The 15,951-nt window shown below is 71.1% G+C and carries 12 protein-coding genes and 1 pseudogene; 4 read left to right on the top strand and 9 right to left on the bottom strand.

Going from position 1 to position 15,951, the window contains the following annotated elements:
* Positions 1–5 precede the first annotated feature (5 nt).
* From JAO81_RS13680 to JAO81_RS13660, 5 genes are all read right to left on the bottom strand, one after another.
* A complete protein-coding gene (locus tag JAO81_RS13680; protein WP_199548103.1) occupies positions 6–911 on the bottom strand; it encodes a carbohydrate ABC transporter permease in 906 nt (301 codons plus the stop codon).
* A gap of 1 nt (position 912) precedes the next feature.
* Positions 913–1,860, bottom strand: coding sequence for a carbohydrate ABC transporter permease (locus JAO81_RS13675; RefSeq protein ID WP_199548102.1), 948 nt, complete (start codon positions 1,858–1,860; stop codon positions 913–915).
* Between the two features lie 5 nt (positions 1,861–1,865).
* Positions 1,866–3,197, bottom strand: coding sequence for an ABC transporter substrate-binding protein (locus JAO81_RS13670; protein ID WP_199548101.1), 1,332 nt, complete (start codon positions 3,195–3,197; stop codon positions 1,866–1,868).
* Between the two features lie 120 nt (positions 3,198–3,317).
* Positions 3,318–4,538: an ROK family transcriptional regulator gene (locus JAO81_RS13665; protein WP_199548100.1), complete on the bottom strand. Its 1,221-nt coding sequence runs from the start codon at positions 4,536–4,538 to the stop codon at positions 3,318–3,320.
* A gap of 270 nt (positions 4,539–4,808) precedes the next feature.
* Entirely contained in the window at positions 4,809–5,870 is a 1,062-nt protein-coding gene (locus tag JAO81_RS13660; RefSeq protein ID WP_199548099.1) for a mechanosensitive ion channel family protein, read from the bottom strand.
* A gap of 268 nt (positions 5,871–6,138) precedes the next feature.
* Here JAO81_RS13660 and JAO81_RS13655 point away from each other — a divergent pair, with 268 nt between their 5' ends.
* Complete coding sequence (locus JAO81_RS13655; protein ID WP_199548098.1) at positions 6,139–6,675, top strand: HNH endonuclease; 537 nt, start codon at positions 6,139–6,141, stop codon at positions 6,673–6,675.
* 232 nt (positions 6,676–6,907) lie between these two features.
* Here JAO81_RS13655 and JAO81_RS13650 read toward each other — a convergent pair whose 3' ends face one another.
* The 4 genes from JAO81_RS13650 to JAO81_RS13635 form a co-directional block, all read right to left on the bottom strand.
* The gene (locus JAO81_RS13650) at positions 6,908–8,347 is read right to left on the bottom strand and encodes an FtsX-like permease family protein (protein ID WP_233415324.1); all 1,440 of its coding nucleotides are present in this window, start codon (positions 8,345–8,347) and stop codon (positions 6,908–6,910) included.
* The gene (locus JAO81_RS13645; RefSeq protein WP_199548097.1) at positions 8,340–9,068 is read right to left on the bottom strand and encodes an ABC transporter ATP-binding protein; all 729 of its coding nucleotides are present in this window, start codon (positions 9,066–9,068) and stop codon (positions 8,340–8,342) included. The genes JAO81_RS13650 and JAO81_RS13645 overlap by 8 nt, the downstream gene beginning before the upstream one ends.
* Positions 9,065–9,613 carry a PadR family transcriptional regulator gene (locus JAO81_RS13640; protein ID WP_165331881.1) on the bottom strand — a complete coding sequence of 183 codons (549 nt, stop codon included), beginning with the start codon at positions 9,611–9,613 and terminating at the stop codon, positions 9,065–9,067. Before JAO81_RS13640 ends, JAO81_RS13645 begins: the two co-directional genes overlap by 4 nt.
* A gap of 122 nt (positions 9,614–9,735) precedes the next feature.
* Positions 9,736–12,729, bottom strand: a complete 2,994-nt coding sequence (locus JAO81_RS13635; protein ID WP_199548096.1) for a beta-N-acetylglucosaminidase domain-containing protein — start codon at positions 12,727–12,729, stop codon at positions 9,736–9,738.
* 424 nt (positions 12,730–13,153) lie between these two features.
* Here JAO81_RS13635 and JAO81_RS13630 point away from each other — a divergent pair, with 424 nt between their 5' ends.
* From JAO81_RS13630 to JAO81_RS13620, 3 genes and pseudogenes are all read left to right on the top strand, one after another.
* A complete protein-coding gene (locus JAO81_RS13630) occupies positions 13,154–13,393 on the top strand; it encodes a hypothetical protein (RefSeq protein WP_307813349.1) in 240 nt (79 codons plus the stop codon).
* A 48-nt stretch (positions 13,394–13,441) separates the two neighbouring features.
* A pseudogene (gene malQ, locus JAO81_RS13625) lies at positions 13,442–15,530 on the top strand (4-alpha-glucanotransferase).
* Positions 15,531–15,628: 98 nt separating this feature from the next.
* The gene (locus JAO81_RS13620; RefSeq protein WP_199548095.1) at positions 15,629–15,862 is read left to right on the top strand and encodes a hypothetical protein; all 234 of its coding nucleotides are present in this window, start codon (positions 15,629–15,631) and stop codon (positions 15,860–15,862) included.
* The last annotated feature ends 89 nt before the right edge of the window (positions 15,863–15,951 follow it).

The following is a 15,951-nucleotide window of genomic DNA, read 5'->3' as shown; positions in this document are numbered from 1 at the left end:
AGCGCTTAGCCTTTCACTCCGGTCAAGGTGACGCCCTCGACGAATGCCTTCTGGGCGAAGAAGAAGAGGAAGATCACGGGCGCCATGACGAGAACGGTCGCCGCCATGGTGAGGTTCCAGTCCGTCTGGTGCGCGCCCTTGAAGGACTCCAGGCCGTAACTCAGGGTCCACGCGGCCGGGTTCTCCGAGGCGTAGATCTGCGGTCCGAAGTAGTCGTTCCACGAGTAGAAGAAGTGGAAGAGCGCGGCCGCCGAGATGGCCGGCTTGCACATCGGCACCACCACACGGATCAGCGTCCGGAACTCCCCGCAGCCGTCGATCTTCGCGGCCTCCGTGTACTCACGGGGGATCGTGAGCAGGAACTGCCGCAGCAGGAAGATCGTGAAGGCGTTGCCGAAGCCCATCGGGATGATCAGCGGCCACAGGGTCCCGGCCAGATCGAGCTGCTTGGCCCAGAACAGGTACATCGGCACGATGACCACCTGCGGCGGCAGCATCATCGCCGCGATCACGGCCATCATCATCACGTTGCGCCCGCGGAAGCGGAACTTGGCGAGCGCGTACGCGACCGGCAGGCTGCTGCAGATCGCGAGCAGGGTGCCGAGACCCGCGTACAGGAGGGTGTTCTTCCACCAGGTCAGAAAGCCCGGCGTCTCCCAGACCGTGCCGAAGTTGCCCCACTCCCAGGTCTTCGGCCACAGATCGCGGGTGAGCGCCTGGTCGTCGCTCATCACCGCGGTCAGGAAGACGAAGACGAACGGGAGCAGGAAGAACAGGCCGACCGCGAGCGCGAGCGAGTGCACGGCCACCCACTCAAGTGCCGCCTTCCGCTTGGCCGTTCGGCCTGCCGCGGTCTGGATGCGGGGAGCGGGCGCCGGTGCCTTCACGGGGGCGAGGGTCGTGTCGGTCATCTCAGTCCTCCGCCGAAAGGAAGCCGCTGCGCCGGCGCATCAGCAGCGCCGTGAACGCCATGGCGAGCACGAAGAGCACGAGCGCCACCACACAGGCCGCGCCGGTGTCGAAGCGCTGGAAGCCCAGGTTGTAGATCACCTGCGGCACCGTGAGCGTGGACTTGTCGGGATAGCCGGGTTCGAACTGCTGGCCCGAGCCGCCGATCACCCCGCTCGCCACCTTCGCCGCGACCAGCGGCTCCGTGTAGTACTGCATCGTCGCGATCACTCCGCAGACCACCGAGAACAGCACGATCGGCGAGATGTTCGGCAGCGTCACGTAGCGGAAGCGGTGCCAGGCGTTCGCGCCGTCGAGCTCCGCCGCCTCGTACTGCTCCTTCGGTACGTCGAGCAGCGCGGCCATGAAAATGACCATGAGGTCGCCGACGCACCACAGCGCGAGGATGGTCAGCGAGGGCTTCGACCAGGACGGGTCGTTGAACCACTGGGGGCCCTCGATCCCGATCGTGTCGAGCAGCGTGTTCACCGGTCCCGTACCCGGGTTGAGCAGGAAGACGAAGGACATCGTCGCCGCGACGGGCGGGGCCAGGAACGGCAGGAAGAACAGAGTGCGGAAGAAGCCCGCCCCCGTCTTGATCTTCGTGATGAGCAGACCGATGCCCAGACCGAAGACCACCCGCAGCGACACCATCACGACCATCAGCCACAGGGTGTTGCGCAGGGCCGGCCAGAAGAACGGGTTGTCCTGCAGGACGTACGCCCAGTTCTTCAGGCCCACCCAGGTCGGGGCCGTGAACCCGTCGTACTTCATGAAGGAGAAGTAGACGGTGGAGATGAGGGGGTAGAGGAAGAAGACCGTGAGGCCGATCAGCCAGGGCGAGAGGAAGCCGAGGGTACGAAGCGCAGCACGCCTGCGCTTCGTCCTCAGCCCGTACGGGACGGTGCTCATCTTCCTCAGCCGGCCTGCTCGTTGTCCTTGTCGACCTGCTGGTCGTTCTTCCGCAACAGGGCGTCCGCGTCCTTCTCCGTGCCCTTCTCGTACTTCAGCGCGTAGTCCTGCAGCGTCAGCAGGAACGCGCCGCCGTTGACCGACGAGGGGGCGTGCGAGGACTTGGGGTGCTGGGCGATGTCGACGAACGTGCGGTAGACCGGGTCGCTGTTCAGCTTCGGTGACTTGATGGACTCCTGCGTGGAGGGCACGTTGTGGATCGCGTTGGCGAAGGAGACCACCGCGTCGGTGTCCGTGGACAGGTACTTCACCAGCTCCCAGGCGGCGTTCTTCTTCGCGCTGGTGTTGGCGATCCCGAGGATCGTGCCGGACAGATAGCCCTTGCCGTAGTCGGCGACCTGGTCGTCCGGGACGGGGAAGGGCGCCGCGCCGATCTCGAAGTCCAGATCCGCGTCGGCGGCCATCTTGCCGCGCCACTCACCGTCCAGCTGCATGGCGAGCTGGCCGGTGTGGAACGGGTGCTTGGGGCCCCACTCGTCACCGAGCGAGGTGCGGAACTTGTTCAGCTTCGCGGCCCCGCCCAGGTCGTCGACCAGGTTCTTCTGCCACTTCAGCATGGCCTTCACCGCCGGGTCCTTGGCGGTGTTGGACTTGCCCGCGCCGTCCAGGTACTGCACGCCGAACTGCGAACCGTAGTGCTCGACCGTCGTCTCGTATCCGAGGTAGCTGGGCATGAAGCCGAGGCGCTCGAAGCCGTCGCCCTTGGTCTTGGTGAGCTTCTTGACCACCTTGTCGAACTCGGAGAGCGTCTTCGGCGGCTCGGTGATGCCGGCCTCCTTGAACGCGTCCTTGTTGTAGTAGAGGCCGTACGCGTCCCCGAGCAGCGGCACCGCGCAGCGCTTGCCGTTGTGCTCGGTGTACTTGGCCATCTGCGGCAGGAAGGTCTTCGCCGGGTCGATCTTCGCCTTGTCGAGGAAGGGCTTCAGATCGGCAAAGGCGTTGGAGGAGCAGAAGCGGCCGACGTTGTCCGTGGTGAAGGACGAGACGACGTCCGGGGCGTTCGAACCACCGGCCCTGAGCGCCTGGTTGATCTTGTCGTCGGTCAGCCCCTTGACGACCTTGACCTTGATGTTCGGGTGCGCCTTCTCGAAGGCCTTCACGTTCTCCGCGATCGCCTTCACCTCGCTGGGCGCGGTCCAGCCGTGCCAGAAGGTCAGCGTGGTCTTGGCGTCCGGGTCGTCGTTCGCGCCGTTGTCGGACGAGCCGACGCAGGCGGAGGCGAGCAGGGATATCGAGGCCACCGCTGCAGCAGCGGTGATCTTTCGGCTTTTGGGCATGACGGTGTCTCCCAGGGCAGGGCAGGGCTGAGTGCCGGAGGTGTGGATGCTGTGCTGTGGAGCGGGGTGCTGTGGAGCGGGTGCTGTTCAGTGCGGTGTCGTGGAGCGCGGTGCTGTGGGTCAGCGCGAGGTGTCGAAGACCTCGTCGCGGGTGTCGGCGAGCGCGCTCTCCAACGCCCCGCGCAGAACGGGCTGTTGCTGCACCTCGCCGAGCACGAGCTGCGGCCGTGACGCGGCCAGCTCGGCGAGTTCGGCCTGGATCAGCGCACGCAGCGCCTCACCGCCGGCGGTCATCAACCCGCCGGACAGGACGATGAGTTCGGGGTCGAGCACGGCCACGACCGAGGACAGACCGGTGGCGATCCGGTGCGCGGTCTGGTGGAGCAGTTCGGCGTGGCGTGCGTCGGTGGGGTCGGCGGACGCGCGGGTCAGGAGCGCGGCCGCGGCCCGCGCGTGCGGAGTGCGCTCGGAAGCCCCTTCGATACCGAGCGATTTGGCGATACGGGGGACGGCCTGCGCACCGGCCAGCTCCTGGTAACCGCCGCTGCCGGTCTTGGCGACCTGGCGTACCAGCGGCGTACCGGGCACGGGCAGAAAGCCCAGCTCGCCGGCGCCGCCGGTCCAGCCGCGGTGCAGGCGGCCGTTGATGACGAGGGCGGCGCCGATGCCTTCCTCGTTCCACAGGAGCACGAAGTTCTCGTGCTCCCGCGCCGCGCCGAGCCGCTGCTCGGCGACGGCCGCGAGATTCACGTCGTTCTCGTACTCGACGGGCATCGGCAGCGCGGCCGCGAGCTCGTCGAGGAGGTCGGGGGAGTGCCAGCCCGGCAGGTGGTGGGCGTAGCGAAGGCGGCCGGTGTTGGGGTCGAAGGCGCCGGGGGTGCCGATGACGACGCGGTGCAGGTCCGAGCGGGCGAGCCCGGCGGCCTTCGCGGCGCCGTCGAGGGCCTTGAGCAGCTGCTGCCGTACCCCGCCCGGTTCAGAACGGCCCGTGCGGCCGGGGGTGGCCAGCTCGAACTGCCCGACCGTGGCGCCGGTGATGTCGGCGATCCCGGCGAGGATCCGGCCGGGGGTGACATCGAGTCCGGCGACATGGGCGGCGCCCGCGTGCACGGCGTACAGCTGGGCGTTGGGGCCCGGGCGGCCTTCGCTCGTGCCGGTCTGCACGACGAGGCCCGAGGCCTCGAGCCGTGCGAGCAGCTGCGAGGCGGTGGGCTTGGACAGGCCGGTCAGCTTGCCGATCTTCGTACGGGACAGAGGGCCGTGCTCCAGGAGCAGATCGAGCGCGGCACGGTCGTTCATCGCCCGCAGCACGCGCGGAGTCCCCGGTGTGGTCCCGGCCATGGTGCCCCCTCGTACAGCCCTGCTCGTGACGGCAGGGACGGTACCCAGCTGTCTGTTAGGAAGGTTTCCTATCGCTTATGGGGAAGTTAGCAGCGGGGGGCCGGGGGACGTCAAGGGTCGCGGCCGGCGGGGAGACCAACTCGTTACGGGCAACACGAAAGGGGCCGAACCTTCCGGTACGGCCCCTTCGGTTGCTGTGCCGGGGCGACGAACAGGAGCCCCAGAACCCCCAGGCCACTCCCACCTCATGGCCCTCGCCGATGCGGCCGGCTACTTCGCCAAGTTCGGCGGCGGAGCGATCGGTGTCGCCGCGACCGACTGCGGTGACGTGGGCGACGCGTAGGCGGACGGCGCGGCGACCCCCGCGGCCGGGTCCGGACCCGCGTCCTCCGAGGCGACCGGCGGCACCCCGCCCACGATCCTGATCCCCGCCGCGTCGAAGGCCTGCTTGATCCGCCAGCGCAGTTCCCGCTCGACCCCGAGCGCCTTGCCCGGCATGGTCTTCGCGGAGACCCGTACGACCATCGAGTCCAGATACACGGCATCGAGCCCGAGCACCTCGACCGGCCCCCAGAGCCGCTCGTTCCAGGGCTCCTCCTTGGCCAGCTCCTCGCCGACCTCGACGAGCTTGGCGCGCACCTTCTCCAGGTCCTCGTCCGGCCGCACCGACACATCGACCATGGCGGTGGCCCAGCCCTGCGACAGGTTCCCGATCCGCTTGACCTCGCCGTTGCGCACGTACCAGATCTCGCCGTTGTCACCGCGCAGCTTGGTCACGCGCAGGCCGACCTCGATGACCTCGCCGGAGGCCACGCCCGCGTCGATGGAGTCACCGACCCCGTACTGATCCTCGATGATCATGAAGACGCCGGACAGGAAGTCGGTCACGAGGTTGCGCGCACCGAAACCGAGCGCCACACCCGCGACACCCGCCGAGGCGAGCAGGGGCGCCAGATCGATCTCGAACGCGCCGAGGATCATCAGCGCCGCGGTCCCGAGGATCACGAAGGACGCCACCGACCGCAGCACGGAGCCGATCGCCTCGGACCGCTGCCGCCGCCGCTCGGCGTTCACCAGGAGACCGCCGAACGCGGTGCCGTCGAGGGCCGGGGCGGTGCGGTTCATCCGTTCTATGAACTTGGTGATCGCCTTGCGGATGAAATGCCGCAGCACCGTCGCGATCACCAGGATCAGCAGCACCCGCAGCCCGACGGCCAGCCAGGTCGACCAGTTCTCCTCGACCCAGCCGGCGGCGTTCTCCGCCTTCTCCTGGGCGTCCTGGATCGACGGCGGCGCGCTGGGGTCGGCGGCCGCGAGAGCGGACAAGAGCACGGCAGGAACCTCCACGTGTAGCGGTCTGCCCGCCGGACAGCGTCGGCGGTGTGCGCGGGCAGACCAATAACACTAACGGGGCATTGCGCCTGGATCGTTGCCATACGGAGGGGAGAGACGTGCCTCACCTGGGGATGTACTCGGTGTGGTCGAAAACACTCCGAGCCCGTTACCGGGACATGGTGGCGCTTCGACCAGCCATGAGGGGAGACTGGCTACAGATCGTCCCGGCGCGAGCCACGCGCCGCCGGCGTATTAGGAGGCATCGGTGCCGCATGTCCTGGTCCTCAACGCGTCGTACGAGCCGCTCGGCGTCGTACCGCTCCGCCGCGCGCTCATCCTCGTCCTTGAGAACAAGGCCATGTGCCTCGAGGAATCCGGCGCTTTCCTGCACAGTGCCACTCGCACCATCCCAGCCCCCAGCGTCGTCCGGCTGAAGCGCTTCGTCCGGGTCCCCTATCGGGGGCCCGTTCCGCTCACCCGGCGCGCTCTGTTCGCCCGTGACGGCGGACGCTGTGCCTACTGCGGTGGCGTCGCAACCAGCGTCGACCACGTGATCCCCAAAAGCCGCGGCGGCCGCCACGCCTGGGACAACGTGGTGGCGTCATGCCGGCGCTGCAACCACGTCAAAGCGGACCGCCACCTGGTCGAGATCGGCTGGCGGCTGCGCCACAAACCGGCCCCGCCCACCGGTCTTGCCTGGCGCATCATCGGCACCGGGCATAGGGACCCGCGCTGGCTGCCGTACCTGCAGCCATATGGCGCGGACGATGCGATGGCCCGGATCGACGGCATCTCTGCCTGATCTTCGATCCGGGTTTTTGTGTGCCCGCCTCCGTCTACGGGGCGGGCACACACTCCTCTGTGCGTTCTTGCCGTCGTAGACGCAGAGCACCTCGTCCGACGGGTGGAACTCGACCTGCGCCACGGCGGATCCGTTGTTCCTGACGACCAGTTCGAGTTGGTGCAGGCGCTCGCCGTGGGCGCGGAGAAACCCGTGACCGCGACAGTTCTCCGCATCCCCTCGGGCGCGATGATCACTCGAACCGCAGTTCCGCCGGATGCAGCGTGCGCCGCAGCAACGGCAGGGTGCAGGCGGTGGTCAGCAGGCACGCGACGTACACACCGACCGGCACGAGCAGTGACGAGAGCAGCGGCAGCGGCCGTCCCATCAAGCCGCCGTACCCGACGTAGAGGGCCACTCCGCCGACGCCCGCGACCAGCATGGCGGGGGCGAGCGGCAGGGCGGTCTCCAGGAGGACCGCCCGGCGCAGCACCGCCTGCGGAACACCCGCCGCGGACTGCGCGGCGAGGGCACGGCGCCGGGTGATCAGCGATTCCGCAGTGCCCGTGAGCAGGGCGAGCAGCGCGATGACGGTGGCGACGAGCAGGGCGGCGGCGATCAGGTTGATGCCGCTGGAGTAGTAGCCGTCGTCGTTCTGGCTTCCGACCTCGCTCAGGATCATGGCGCGGACACCGACGAGGATCACCCCGGCCACGGTGACCAGGAGCAGGGTGCCGTGGATACGGGCCGAGGCCCAGGGGTCGGCCTTGAGCCGGCCGGCCGCGATCAGCACGTCGGGCCGCTGGGCGCGCTTGAGCAGGGCGCCGCCCATCGACCGGGCGAAGGCGGACGCGGAGGCCACCGCGCCGACGCCCACGAGCACGACGGACACCAGGGCGAGCACCGGGAAGAGCGCGCTCACGAGGTCCGCCTGCAGGCCGACCTGCACCGTCACGTACGCGCCGGCCGTGCACAGCACGAACACCACGTAGAAGCCGCGGCTGCGCTGCCTGCGTGCCCGGCGCACCACCCCGAGCGGTGACGTCACGACGCGGTGCAGCACCAGGATGCTCAGGAGCGTGACGGCCAGCGGGACGGCGAGGGTCACGGCGAGGGCGGCGGGCCAGGCGACGGCCACGTCGCTGGGCCAGTCCAGCACGCGGTCGCCGGACTGGAGCCGTCCGAACAGGGCGTGCACACCGAGGAAGAGCAGCAGCCCCGCCACCGCCCCGGCCAGACAGGTCAGCCCGGCCTCGACGGCCGCGAGCGAACGGACCTGCCGGGGTGTGGCGCCCGCGAGCCGCAGGTTCGCGAACCTGCGGTCGCGATGGACGGCGCCGACCCGCGTGGTCTGGGCGAGGAAGCCGAGCACGGGCACGAGCAGCATGGCGATGGCGAAGGCGAAACCGGGGCGCACACCGGGGTCGTTGAGGACGGGGATGCTGTAGCGGTCGGTCGCGGGCATGGCCTCGGTACCGCCCTGTATATGGGCATCCCAGGTGATCGACGCCACCAGGATCGCGGTGAGCGCGAACACCGTGGCCAACAGCGACGCGAGCCCGGTGAGTCCGATCCGCCACCACTCCCGGCGGTTGGAACCGCGCAGCAGAGTCGTCGCGAGCCGGATGTTGCCCAGCAGCCCCGCTCGCACGGGCTTCGTCAGGAGGTCGCGTACGGGAGTGAGCTCAGTCATTGCCGCGCGCCTCCGCCGTGCCGAAGTGCTCCGCGGCCCACGGCTCGTCGGCCTTCACCACGCCGTCGCGCAGCACCAGTTCACGGTCCGCGTACGCGGCCACCTGGGCGTCATGGGTGATGAGCACGACCGCGCAGCCGCTCTCGCGGGCCGACTGCACCAGCGTGGTCATCACCTGCTCCCCGGTCAGCGTGTCCAGGGCGCCCGTCGGCTCGTCGGCGAAGACCACCTTCGGCCCGGTCACCAACGCCCGTGCCAGGGAGACGCGTTGCGCCTGCCCGCCGCTCATCTCGCCGGGCCGCAGCCGTGCCTGTCCGTACACCCCGAACTTCCCCAGCCAGTCGGCGGCCTGTTGATGCGCGGCAGAGCGACGAACCCCCGCGAGCAGCAGCGGCAGCGCGACGTTGTCGATCGCCGACAGCTCGGGGATCAACTGGCCGAACTGGAACAGGATCCCGAAGTCGGTCCGGCGCAGCTCCGTCCGCTGCGCCTCGGACAGGTTCTCCACCTGCTTCCCGTCATAGCGCACGCTGCCCGAGTCGGGCGTGACGATCCCCGCGAGGCAGTGCAGCAGCGTCGACTTGCCGCTCCCGCTCGCGCCGGTGACGGCGAGGATCTCGCCGGCGCCGAGGGTGAGCGAGGCGCCGCGCAGGGCGTCGGTCCTTCCGTACGCCTTCTCGAGTCCGCGTGCGGTGATCAAGGGCGCTGTCGATGCGGTCATACGTTCCTGATCTCCTCGGTGAGAGCGGCGAGCCGGCCGGCGGTGGTGGTCATCCAGCGCAGATCGGCGTCGAGATGGCTGAGCGCGTAATCGGCGGAGAGCACCGTCGCGAGATCCGCCCCCGGCGCGGTCTTCAGGGCCGTCAGCTCCCGCATCCGCGCCATGTGGGCGGTGCGCTGAGCGCGCAGATACGCGGCCGGGTCGGCGGGTTCGCCGGCCGCCTCGGCGAGGATCGCGACGACGACCTTGGCGAAGATGTCATTGGTGACGAAGGGCGCGGGGGGCGCGATCTCGCCCAGCCAGTGGGCGAGTTCGACGGAGCCCTTGTCGGTCGAGCGGTAGTGCGTGCGCTCCGGACCGCCGTCGGCGTCCGTGCCCTCGACCTCCGCGAGACCGTCCCGTACGAGCCGCTGCAGTGTGGTGTAGACCTGCCCGTACGCCAGCGGACGCGCCTGCGGGAAGCGCTCGTCATGGCGTCGCTTGAGGTCGTAGCCGTGACTCGGGCCCGCGGTGAGCAGGCCGAGCAGGACGTGGCGGGTGCTCATGGCTCCACTATGTACCGGCTATATGTACTCAGTGAATAGCTGGCGAGAATGAGACGGGAAGTGAGAGACGACGTTCCGCTCAAGACCGGGACAAACAAGGGTGATTCGGGGTGAGGCGCCGGCTACTCGGCGGCCGCGTAAGCCTCCACCGACCACAGCGACACCCCGTACTCGGTGGCCCGCTCGTCCATCTGCACCCGCACGAAGCGCACATCCCGCGCATCGAGCCCCACCGCCTCGCGTCCGCCCCGCCCGTCGCGCACGGTCGCGGCCGTACGCCAGACGCGGCCGTCGGAGGAGACCTGGATCCGGTAGCGGGAGGCGTGGGCGTCCTGCCAGGTGAGGACCACCTGGCCGACGCGGGCCGGCGAGGCGAGTTTCATCTGCCACCACTGGCCGTCCTCGACGAGCGATGACCAACGGGTGTGCGGATCACCGTCGTTGGCGTCCGCCGCGGGGAAGTCCGGGGTCTCGTCGCCCGAGGACGTGGCCTTCGCGGTGCGGGCCAGATCCTGGCCGGCCACGCGGGGATGCGCCCGTACGGTCAACGTCCTGGTCTGCGAGCCGAACTTCACCGGAATCTCGTACGTCCCCGAGGGTGTGCCGGCCGGCACCTTGATCTCCACCGGCACGTCCCGCCGGGTGCCTCGCGGCAGCGTCGAGGAGACCGGGGTGCGCACCTCGACGCCGGCCGGGGGCTCCGCCGTGACCCGGCCGCTCACCGCGTCCGGGCGCCGGGAGGTGAGGCGGGCCGCGATGCGCTGGGGAGCGCCGCCGATCTCCACGTCGAGTTCGCCGCGGGAGAGCTCCAGGGCGGCGGACGGGCCGTCGGCGTACCAGGGGACGAGGTGTTCCACCCGGCCCGCCTCGCCCTGCCACAGCACGCGCAGCGAGTCCACCGGCTCGTCCGGCAGCCCGCGCGCCTCCGTCCAGCCGCTCTCCGACACCTCGCCGAGCGATCGCCAGCCCTTGCCGGGGGCATGGGCCTGCAGGGTGCCGCGCGTGCCCGGCACCGTCATGACGGTCACCGCGTCGAGCGGGCGCGGACGGGGGAGTTCCAGGCGGTCCTTGTCCGGGCGCTCCACCGGGGCCTTGGAGTCCTTCGCGTCCTTCGCGTCCGTGCGCGAGGGCGCGCGGTCGGCGCCCGTCCAGGCCGCGGCCTCCTCCTGGGCCCGGTCGAGGAACGCGTCGAGCACACCCTCGCCGACCGTCACCTGCCCGGACTTCAGGGCGGTGCGCCGGGACTCGAGCCGCCGCGCCGAGCGCCAGGCGTCCTCGCCCTGCCCGCGCGCCTGCGCGAGCAGGAGCTCGACGGCCAGTTCGCCCGCCTCGCCGTAGCGCCCCAACTGCTCGGTCCACGGCCCCACTTCGCGCCCGAGATCCGTGTCGCCGAGGCGGCCGGGGGTCTGCCGCATGACGGAGAACGCTGCGGAGAGCCGGCGTGCCGCCTCGTCGAGGCGAGGCTCGTCCGCCGCGGAGCGCGCCTGGAAGAACTCCTCGATCAGCGGCCGCAGATACGCCGACTCCCGGCCGCCGAGCACGGACGAGGCGTCATGGCCGGCCAGGGCGGCCACCGCCTCGCGCTCCTCGGCGTCGGTGCCCGCGAGATCGGCGATCGCCGCACGCCAGGACTCCCCGGGCCGGTACGCCCTCGGGTTCCACGCGTAGTCGGCGGCCGTGAACAGCGGGATACGCGAGGCCGTGGGCTGCTGCATCGCATTGGCGAGCAGCGCCGCCGAACCGGTGGCCACGGCGGGTTCGCGTCCGGTGTACGGGCCGAGGAAGATCCGGTCCTCGGCGTAGTCGTTGACCGGGTAGTTGTCCATGGTCACCAGGTCATGGCCGTTGAACACCCGGCGTGCGCCGGCCAGTTCACGTCCGGTGATGGTCTTCGGCACGACACCGACACCGGTCCAGGCGACCTGCACCCCGTCGTTCAGCTCCTTCGCGAGCCGGTCGCGGTAGTCGGTCGAGCCCTCCTGGTAGTACTCGGTGGGCATCAAGGTCAGCGGCGCAGCCTTCGGATGGCGCCCGGCCAGATGCTTCGCGACCGCGTTCGCCACGCGGGCCTGCGCCTTCGCCGCGGCCTCGGGTCCCGAGCCGAAGGCGTCGGCGTCCTCGTCGCAGTGCCACTCGCTGTACGAGACGTCCTGGAAGTGGAGTTGGAAGGCGCGGGCGCCGAGCGCCCACATCGAGTCGATCTTCTTGAGGAGCGCCTTGAGGTCGCCGTCCGAGGACAGGCACATCGCCTGGCCCGGCGCGACCGCCCACGCGAGCGTCACATGGTTGGCGCGGGCGCGCTCGGCCAGCTTCCTGAACTCCGCGCGCTGCGCCGCCGGATAGGGCTCGCGCCACTTCGCCTGCCGGTACAGGTCGTCGCCGGGCGCGTACACATAGCGGTTCTGCTTGGTGCGGCCCATGAAGTCGAGCTGTTCCAGGCGCTCCTGGGTGGTCCACGGGGTGCCGTAGAAGCCCTCGGTGGTGCCCCGTACCGCCGAAGCCGGCCAGTCCCGTACGCGCACCCCCGCGAACTGCCCGTCCGCCGCGAGCTGCCGCAGGGTCTGCACGGCGGGGAAGAGGCCCCCCCCGCCGCCCCCCGCGGGTGCCACCGTGTCCCGGCCGTCGACCCGGCCGCCCCCGATGCGATAGCCGCCGGACGGCAGATCGCCGCGCTCGGCCACCTTCAGGGCCCGCAGCGCGGCGTCCGTTCCGGAGCGGGGCGAGCGCGGGGGCAGAGCTGCCGGGCCGGTACGGCCCTGCTCCTGGCCGGCGCGTACCAGCAGCCCCGGCCCTGACACCTCGGCCGCGTCGCGCACCTCGGTGATCTGCCGCGCGCCGGCGTCCCGCAGCAGGGTGCGCAGCGCTTCGACCGCATACGGATCGGCCGCTTCGTCCGCGAGCAGGAACACCCGCTCGCCCACGGGCACGGGAGCCCCGGCGGACCGCAGCGACTGGGGACGAGGCCATACGGAGGGGAGCGCCGCGTCGTTCTCGCGCTCGGGAGCGGTCAGGCCCGGCTCGGGCGGCTCGGCATACGCTCCCGGCGCACCGCCGAGCAGACCGCCGATGACCGCGGCGGCGAGCGCGGCCGCACGCTTACGACCCCGGACCAGCACGGCTTCTCCCGCCCTTCTCCTTGGTTCCCACACGACTCCGACAGCCGCTGCGCACGGCCCTCGACGCGGGGATTCCGGATGGTGTCGAGCCCACCACCGCAGTGGTGACAGTGTCAATGCGAGTGGCCGTTGTGCCGGTTATATACCACCCGGGCGAGATCCTGGGCGGGACGTCGGCGAAGCTGCGAACCGGGGTTCCAGGGGCTCCTGTTCGTCGACCCTCGCGCCGGGATTTTCCGTTCTGTCGCAGTCGGCGCCCGTGGTCTGGTCAACTCGCCGCCGATCCGCAGAATGTGAGCAGCGCCACGTTCGGCGCATGGCACCGAAAACGCTGGGTAGGGCTGTCCGTCTGCCGATCACACCGGCCGGGTACGACCCGAGCGGTGGATCGACGGGGACCGTCCCCCACACGAGGAGGCTCTGGGTGAGCGCTCAGCTGTTGTTCGACGCCCTGTCCAAACACGCGGAACTGCCGGAACTGCCGGACCTGTCGCGGGTCTCCGGCCCGGACTCCGTGCTCTACGGCTCGTTCTCCGTGGAAGCACCCCTCACCAGCGAACCACCCCTGGCCGACGAAGCGCCGCTGACCAGCGAGCCCCCGCTCGCCGACGAGGCGCCGCTGACCAGCGAACCCACCGCGTTCGGCACCGCCTCCTTCCTCTGAACCCCCGCACCTCTTCGTATCCGGCCGCATACGACCCAAGGGGCGCCGATGTCCCTGGCCCAGCTCGCAGTGCTGTACGGCATCGACTCCTTCTACGAGCCCGCGCCCGGTGAGCGCCGGCCGGTGTCCCCGGCGGCGTTGCGGGCGGCGCTCGCGGCGTTCGGTGTGGACACCTCCACCGACGAGGCGATCGACGGTGCGGTCTTCGAGGTCCACCAGCGGCGGCGCAAGCGCGCCCTGCCGGACACCGTCGTCGCCGGTTCGGAGGCCTTCGGATCGCTGCCGCACGGCACGCGGATGGTGCTCACCTCCGAGGAGGGCGGCGACCCCCTCGAGTGGTCCTGGTCCGGCGAGCTGCCCCAACTCCCGTACGGCGTCCACCGGTTGTACGCGAGGACCCCCGACGGCCGCCGTGCCTCGGCCAGTCACCTGATCGTCGCCCCCGACCGCGCCCCCGCACCGCAGGGGCGCAGTCACGGCCTGCTCGTCCAGCTCTACTCCCTGCTCTCGCAGCGCTCCTGGGGGATGGGCGACCTCGGCGATCTCGCCGAACTCGCCGCCTGGTCCGGCCGCGACCTGGGCGTGGACTTCCTCCAGGTCAACCCTCTGCACGCCGCAGTCCCCGGCGCGCCCGGCGGCTCCACGGACCCCTCCCCGTACCGGCCCTCCTCGCGGCGCTTCCCCGACCCCGTCCATCTGCGGATCGAGGACATACCGGAGTACGCCTATCTCGCACCCGAGGGCCGCGAACGGGCCGCGGCTCTGGCCCGACAGGCCGCGGAGTTACGGGAGTCGGTGCTCGGCAAGGGTGCGCTGATCGACCGGGACGCCGTGTGGAAGCTCAAGTCCCAGGCCCTGGAGCTGATCCGGGCCGTACCGCTCGGGCCGGGACGGCGCGCCGCGTACTGCGCGTTCCTGGCCGAGGGCGGTGCCGACCTGGAGCGGCACGCCACCTGGTACGCCCTCGCCGAACGCCACGGACCCGACTGGCGCGCCTGGCCCGAAGGGCTCCGCGATCCCGGGTCGGCCGCCACCGCACGGGCCGCGCACGAGCTGATGGACCGCATCGACTTCCACAGCCGCCTGATCTGGCTCACCGACACCCAGCTCGCCGCCGCCGCCGCTGCCGCGCGCGACGCGGGCATGGCGCTCGGTCTCATCCACGACCTCGCCGTCGGCGTGCACCCCGACGGCGCGGACACCTGGGCCCACGGGGACCTGTACGCGGCCGGCACCTCGGTCGGCGCCCCGCCGGACGCCTTCAACTCCCGCGGCCAGGACTGGGGTCTGCCGCCCTGGCGCCCGGACCGGCTCGCGGAGTGCGGCTACGCGCCGTTCCGTGCGCTCCTGCGCGGGCTGTTCGCGCACGCGGGCGCCCTCCGTATCGACCACGTCATGGGCCTGTTCCGGATCTGGTGGATCCCCGAGGGCCACCCGCCCACCGACGGCGCGTACGTCCGCTACGACGCCGAGGCGCTGCTCGCGCTGCTCGTCCTCGAAGCGCACCGGGCGGGCGCCGTCGTCATCGGCGAGGACCTCGGCACGGTCGAGCGCGGCGTACGGGAGGAGCTGGCCGCGCGCGGCATCCTCGGCACCTCGGTCCTCTGGTTCGAGCGCGACTGGGAGCACGGCAGCCGCCCCCTGCCGCCCGAGCGCTGGCGCGCGGACTGCCTGGCCACGGTCACCACCCACGATCTGCCGTCCACGGCGGCCAAGCTCACGGGCGACCACGTCCGCCTGCGCCACCGCCTCGGCCTGCTCTCCCCCCGCCCCCCGGCCCCCCCGCCCGGCCCTGCCCCCCGGGCCGCCCGCCGCCGAGCCCGCGGCCGAGGCCGCGGACGTCCGCGAGTGGCTGGCGCTTGCCGCCGGGCTCGGACTGCCGGCCGAAGGCCCTGAGGAGACCGATGTCCAGGCCCTCTACCGGCTGCTCCGCCGCACGCCCGCCCGCCTGACCGGCATCTGGCTGCCGGACGCGGTGGGGGACCGCCGGCCGCAGAACGTGCCCGGCACCTGGGCGGAGTACCCGAACTGGCGTACCCCGGTCACCGGGGCGGACGGGCGGGTGGTCACCCTGGAGGAGCTGGCGGCCTCGGCGCGGCTGCACGCGTTCATGGCGGCGGTGCGGGCCGAGTCGTGACCCTGATGGACGCACCGGAAGCGCGGGTGGGTACCCGGACGCGCGCGGGTGGGCACCCCGGGCGCGCGCGCCCCGAAGCCATTCGCTAGGTTGGCACCGTGGACAAGAAGAACGCCCTGCGCGCCGGCGCCGTAGCAGCCGGTACGACGCTGATGATGATGCTGATGTCGTCCCCCGCGCTCGCGCTGACCCGCGACGACGGTGACGACCCGGGTTCCGGTCTCTCCGTGGTGGAGACCCTCGGCCTGTTCGTCGTGGCCCCGGTCGCCCTGTTCCTGGTCATCGCCGGCCTGGTCATGGTGACGGACAAGTCCCGCAAGCAGCAGGGCTGACCCGAAACCTTCGGGAGCGCTTCCCCGGCCCCCCCCCCCCCCGGGCCCGGGGGGGCCGTGGTGGGGCCGCGCCCCCCCGCCCCCCCCCC

Source organism: Streptomyces sp. N35 (assembly GCF_016464295.1).
Lineage (GTDB): Bacteria > Actinomycetota > Actinomycetes > Streptomycetales > Streptomycetaceae > Streptomyces.
The sequence above is the reverse complement of the archived record's forward strand: the minus strand, read 5'-3'. Positions and strand labels throughout refer to the sequence as shown.

What these genes read in the sequence shown, in the direction of transcription:
- JAO81_RS13640 (WP_165331881.1), bottom strand. Translation starts at nt 9,613, where the DNA reads ATGAGCACCCGCCACGTCCTGCTCGGCCTGCTCACCGCGGGCCCGAGT.
- JAO81_RS13680 (WP_199548103.1), bottom strand. Translation starts at nt 911, where the DNA reads ATGACCGACACGACCCTCGCCCCCGTGAAGGCACCGGCGCCCGCTCCC.
- JAO81_RS13670 (WP_199548101.1), bottom strand. Translation starts at nt 3,197, where the DNA reads ATGCCCAAAAGCCGAAAGATCACCGCTGCTGCAGCGGTGGCCTCGATA.
- JAO81_RS13675 (WP_199548102.1), bottom strand. Translation starts at nt 1,860, where the DNA reads ATGAGCACCGTCCCGTACGGGCTGAGGACGAAGCGCAGGCGTGCTGCG.
- JAO81_RS13665 (WP_199548100.1), bottom strand. Translation starts at nt 4,538, where the DNA reads ATGGCCGGGACCACACCGGGGACTCCGCGCGTGCTGCGGGCGATGAAC.
- JAO81_RS13650 (WP_233415324.1), bottom strand. Translation starts at nt 8,347, where the DNA reads ATGACTGAGCTCACTCCCGTACGCGACCTCCTGACGAAGCCCGTGCGA.
- JAO81_RS13645 (WP_199548097.1), bottom strand. Translation starts at nt 9,068, where the DNA reads ATGACCGCATCGACAGCGCCCTTGATCACCGCACGCGGACTCGAGAAG.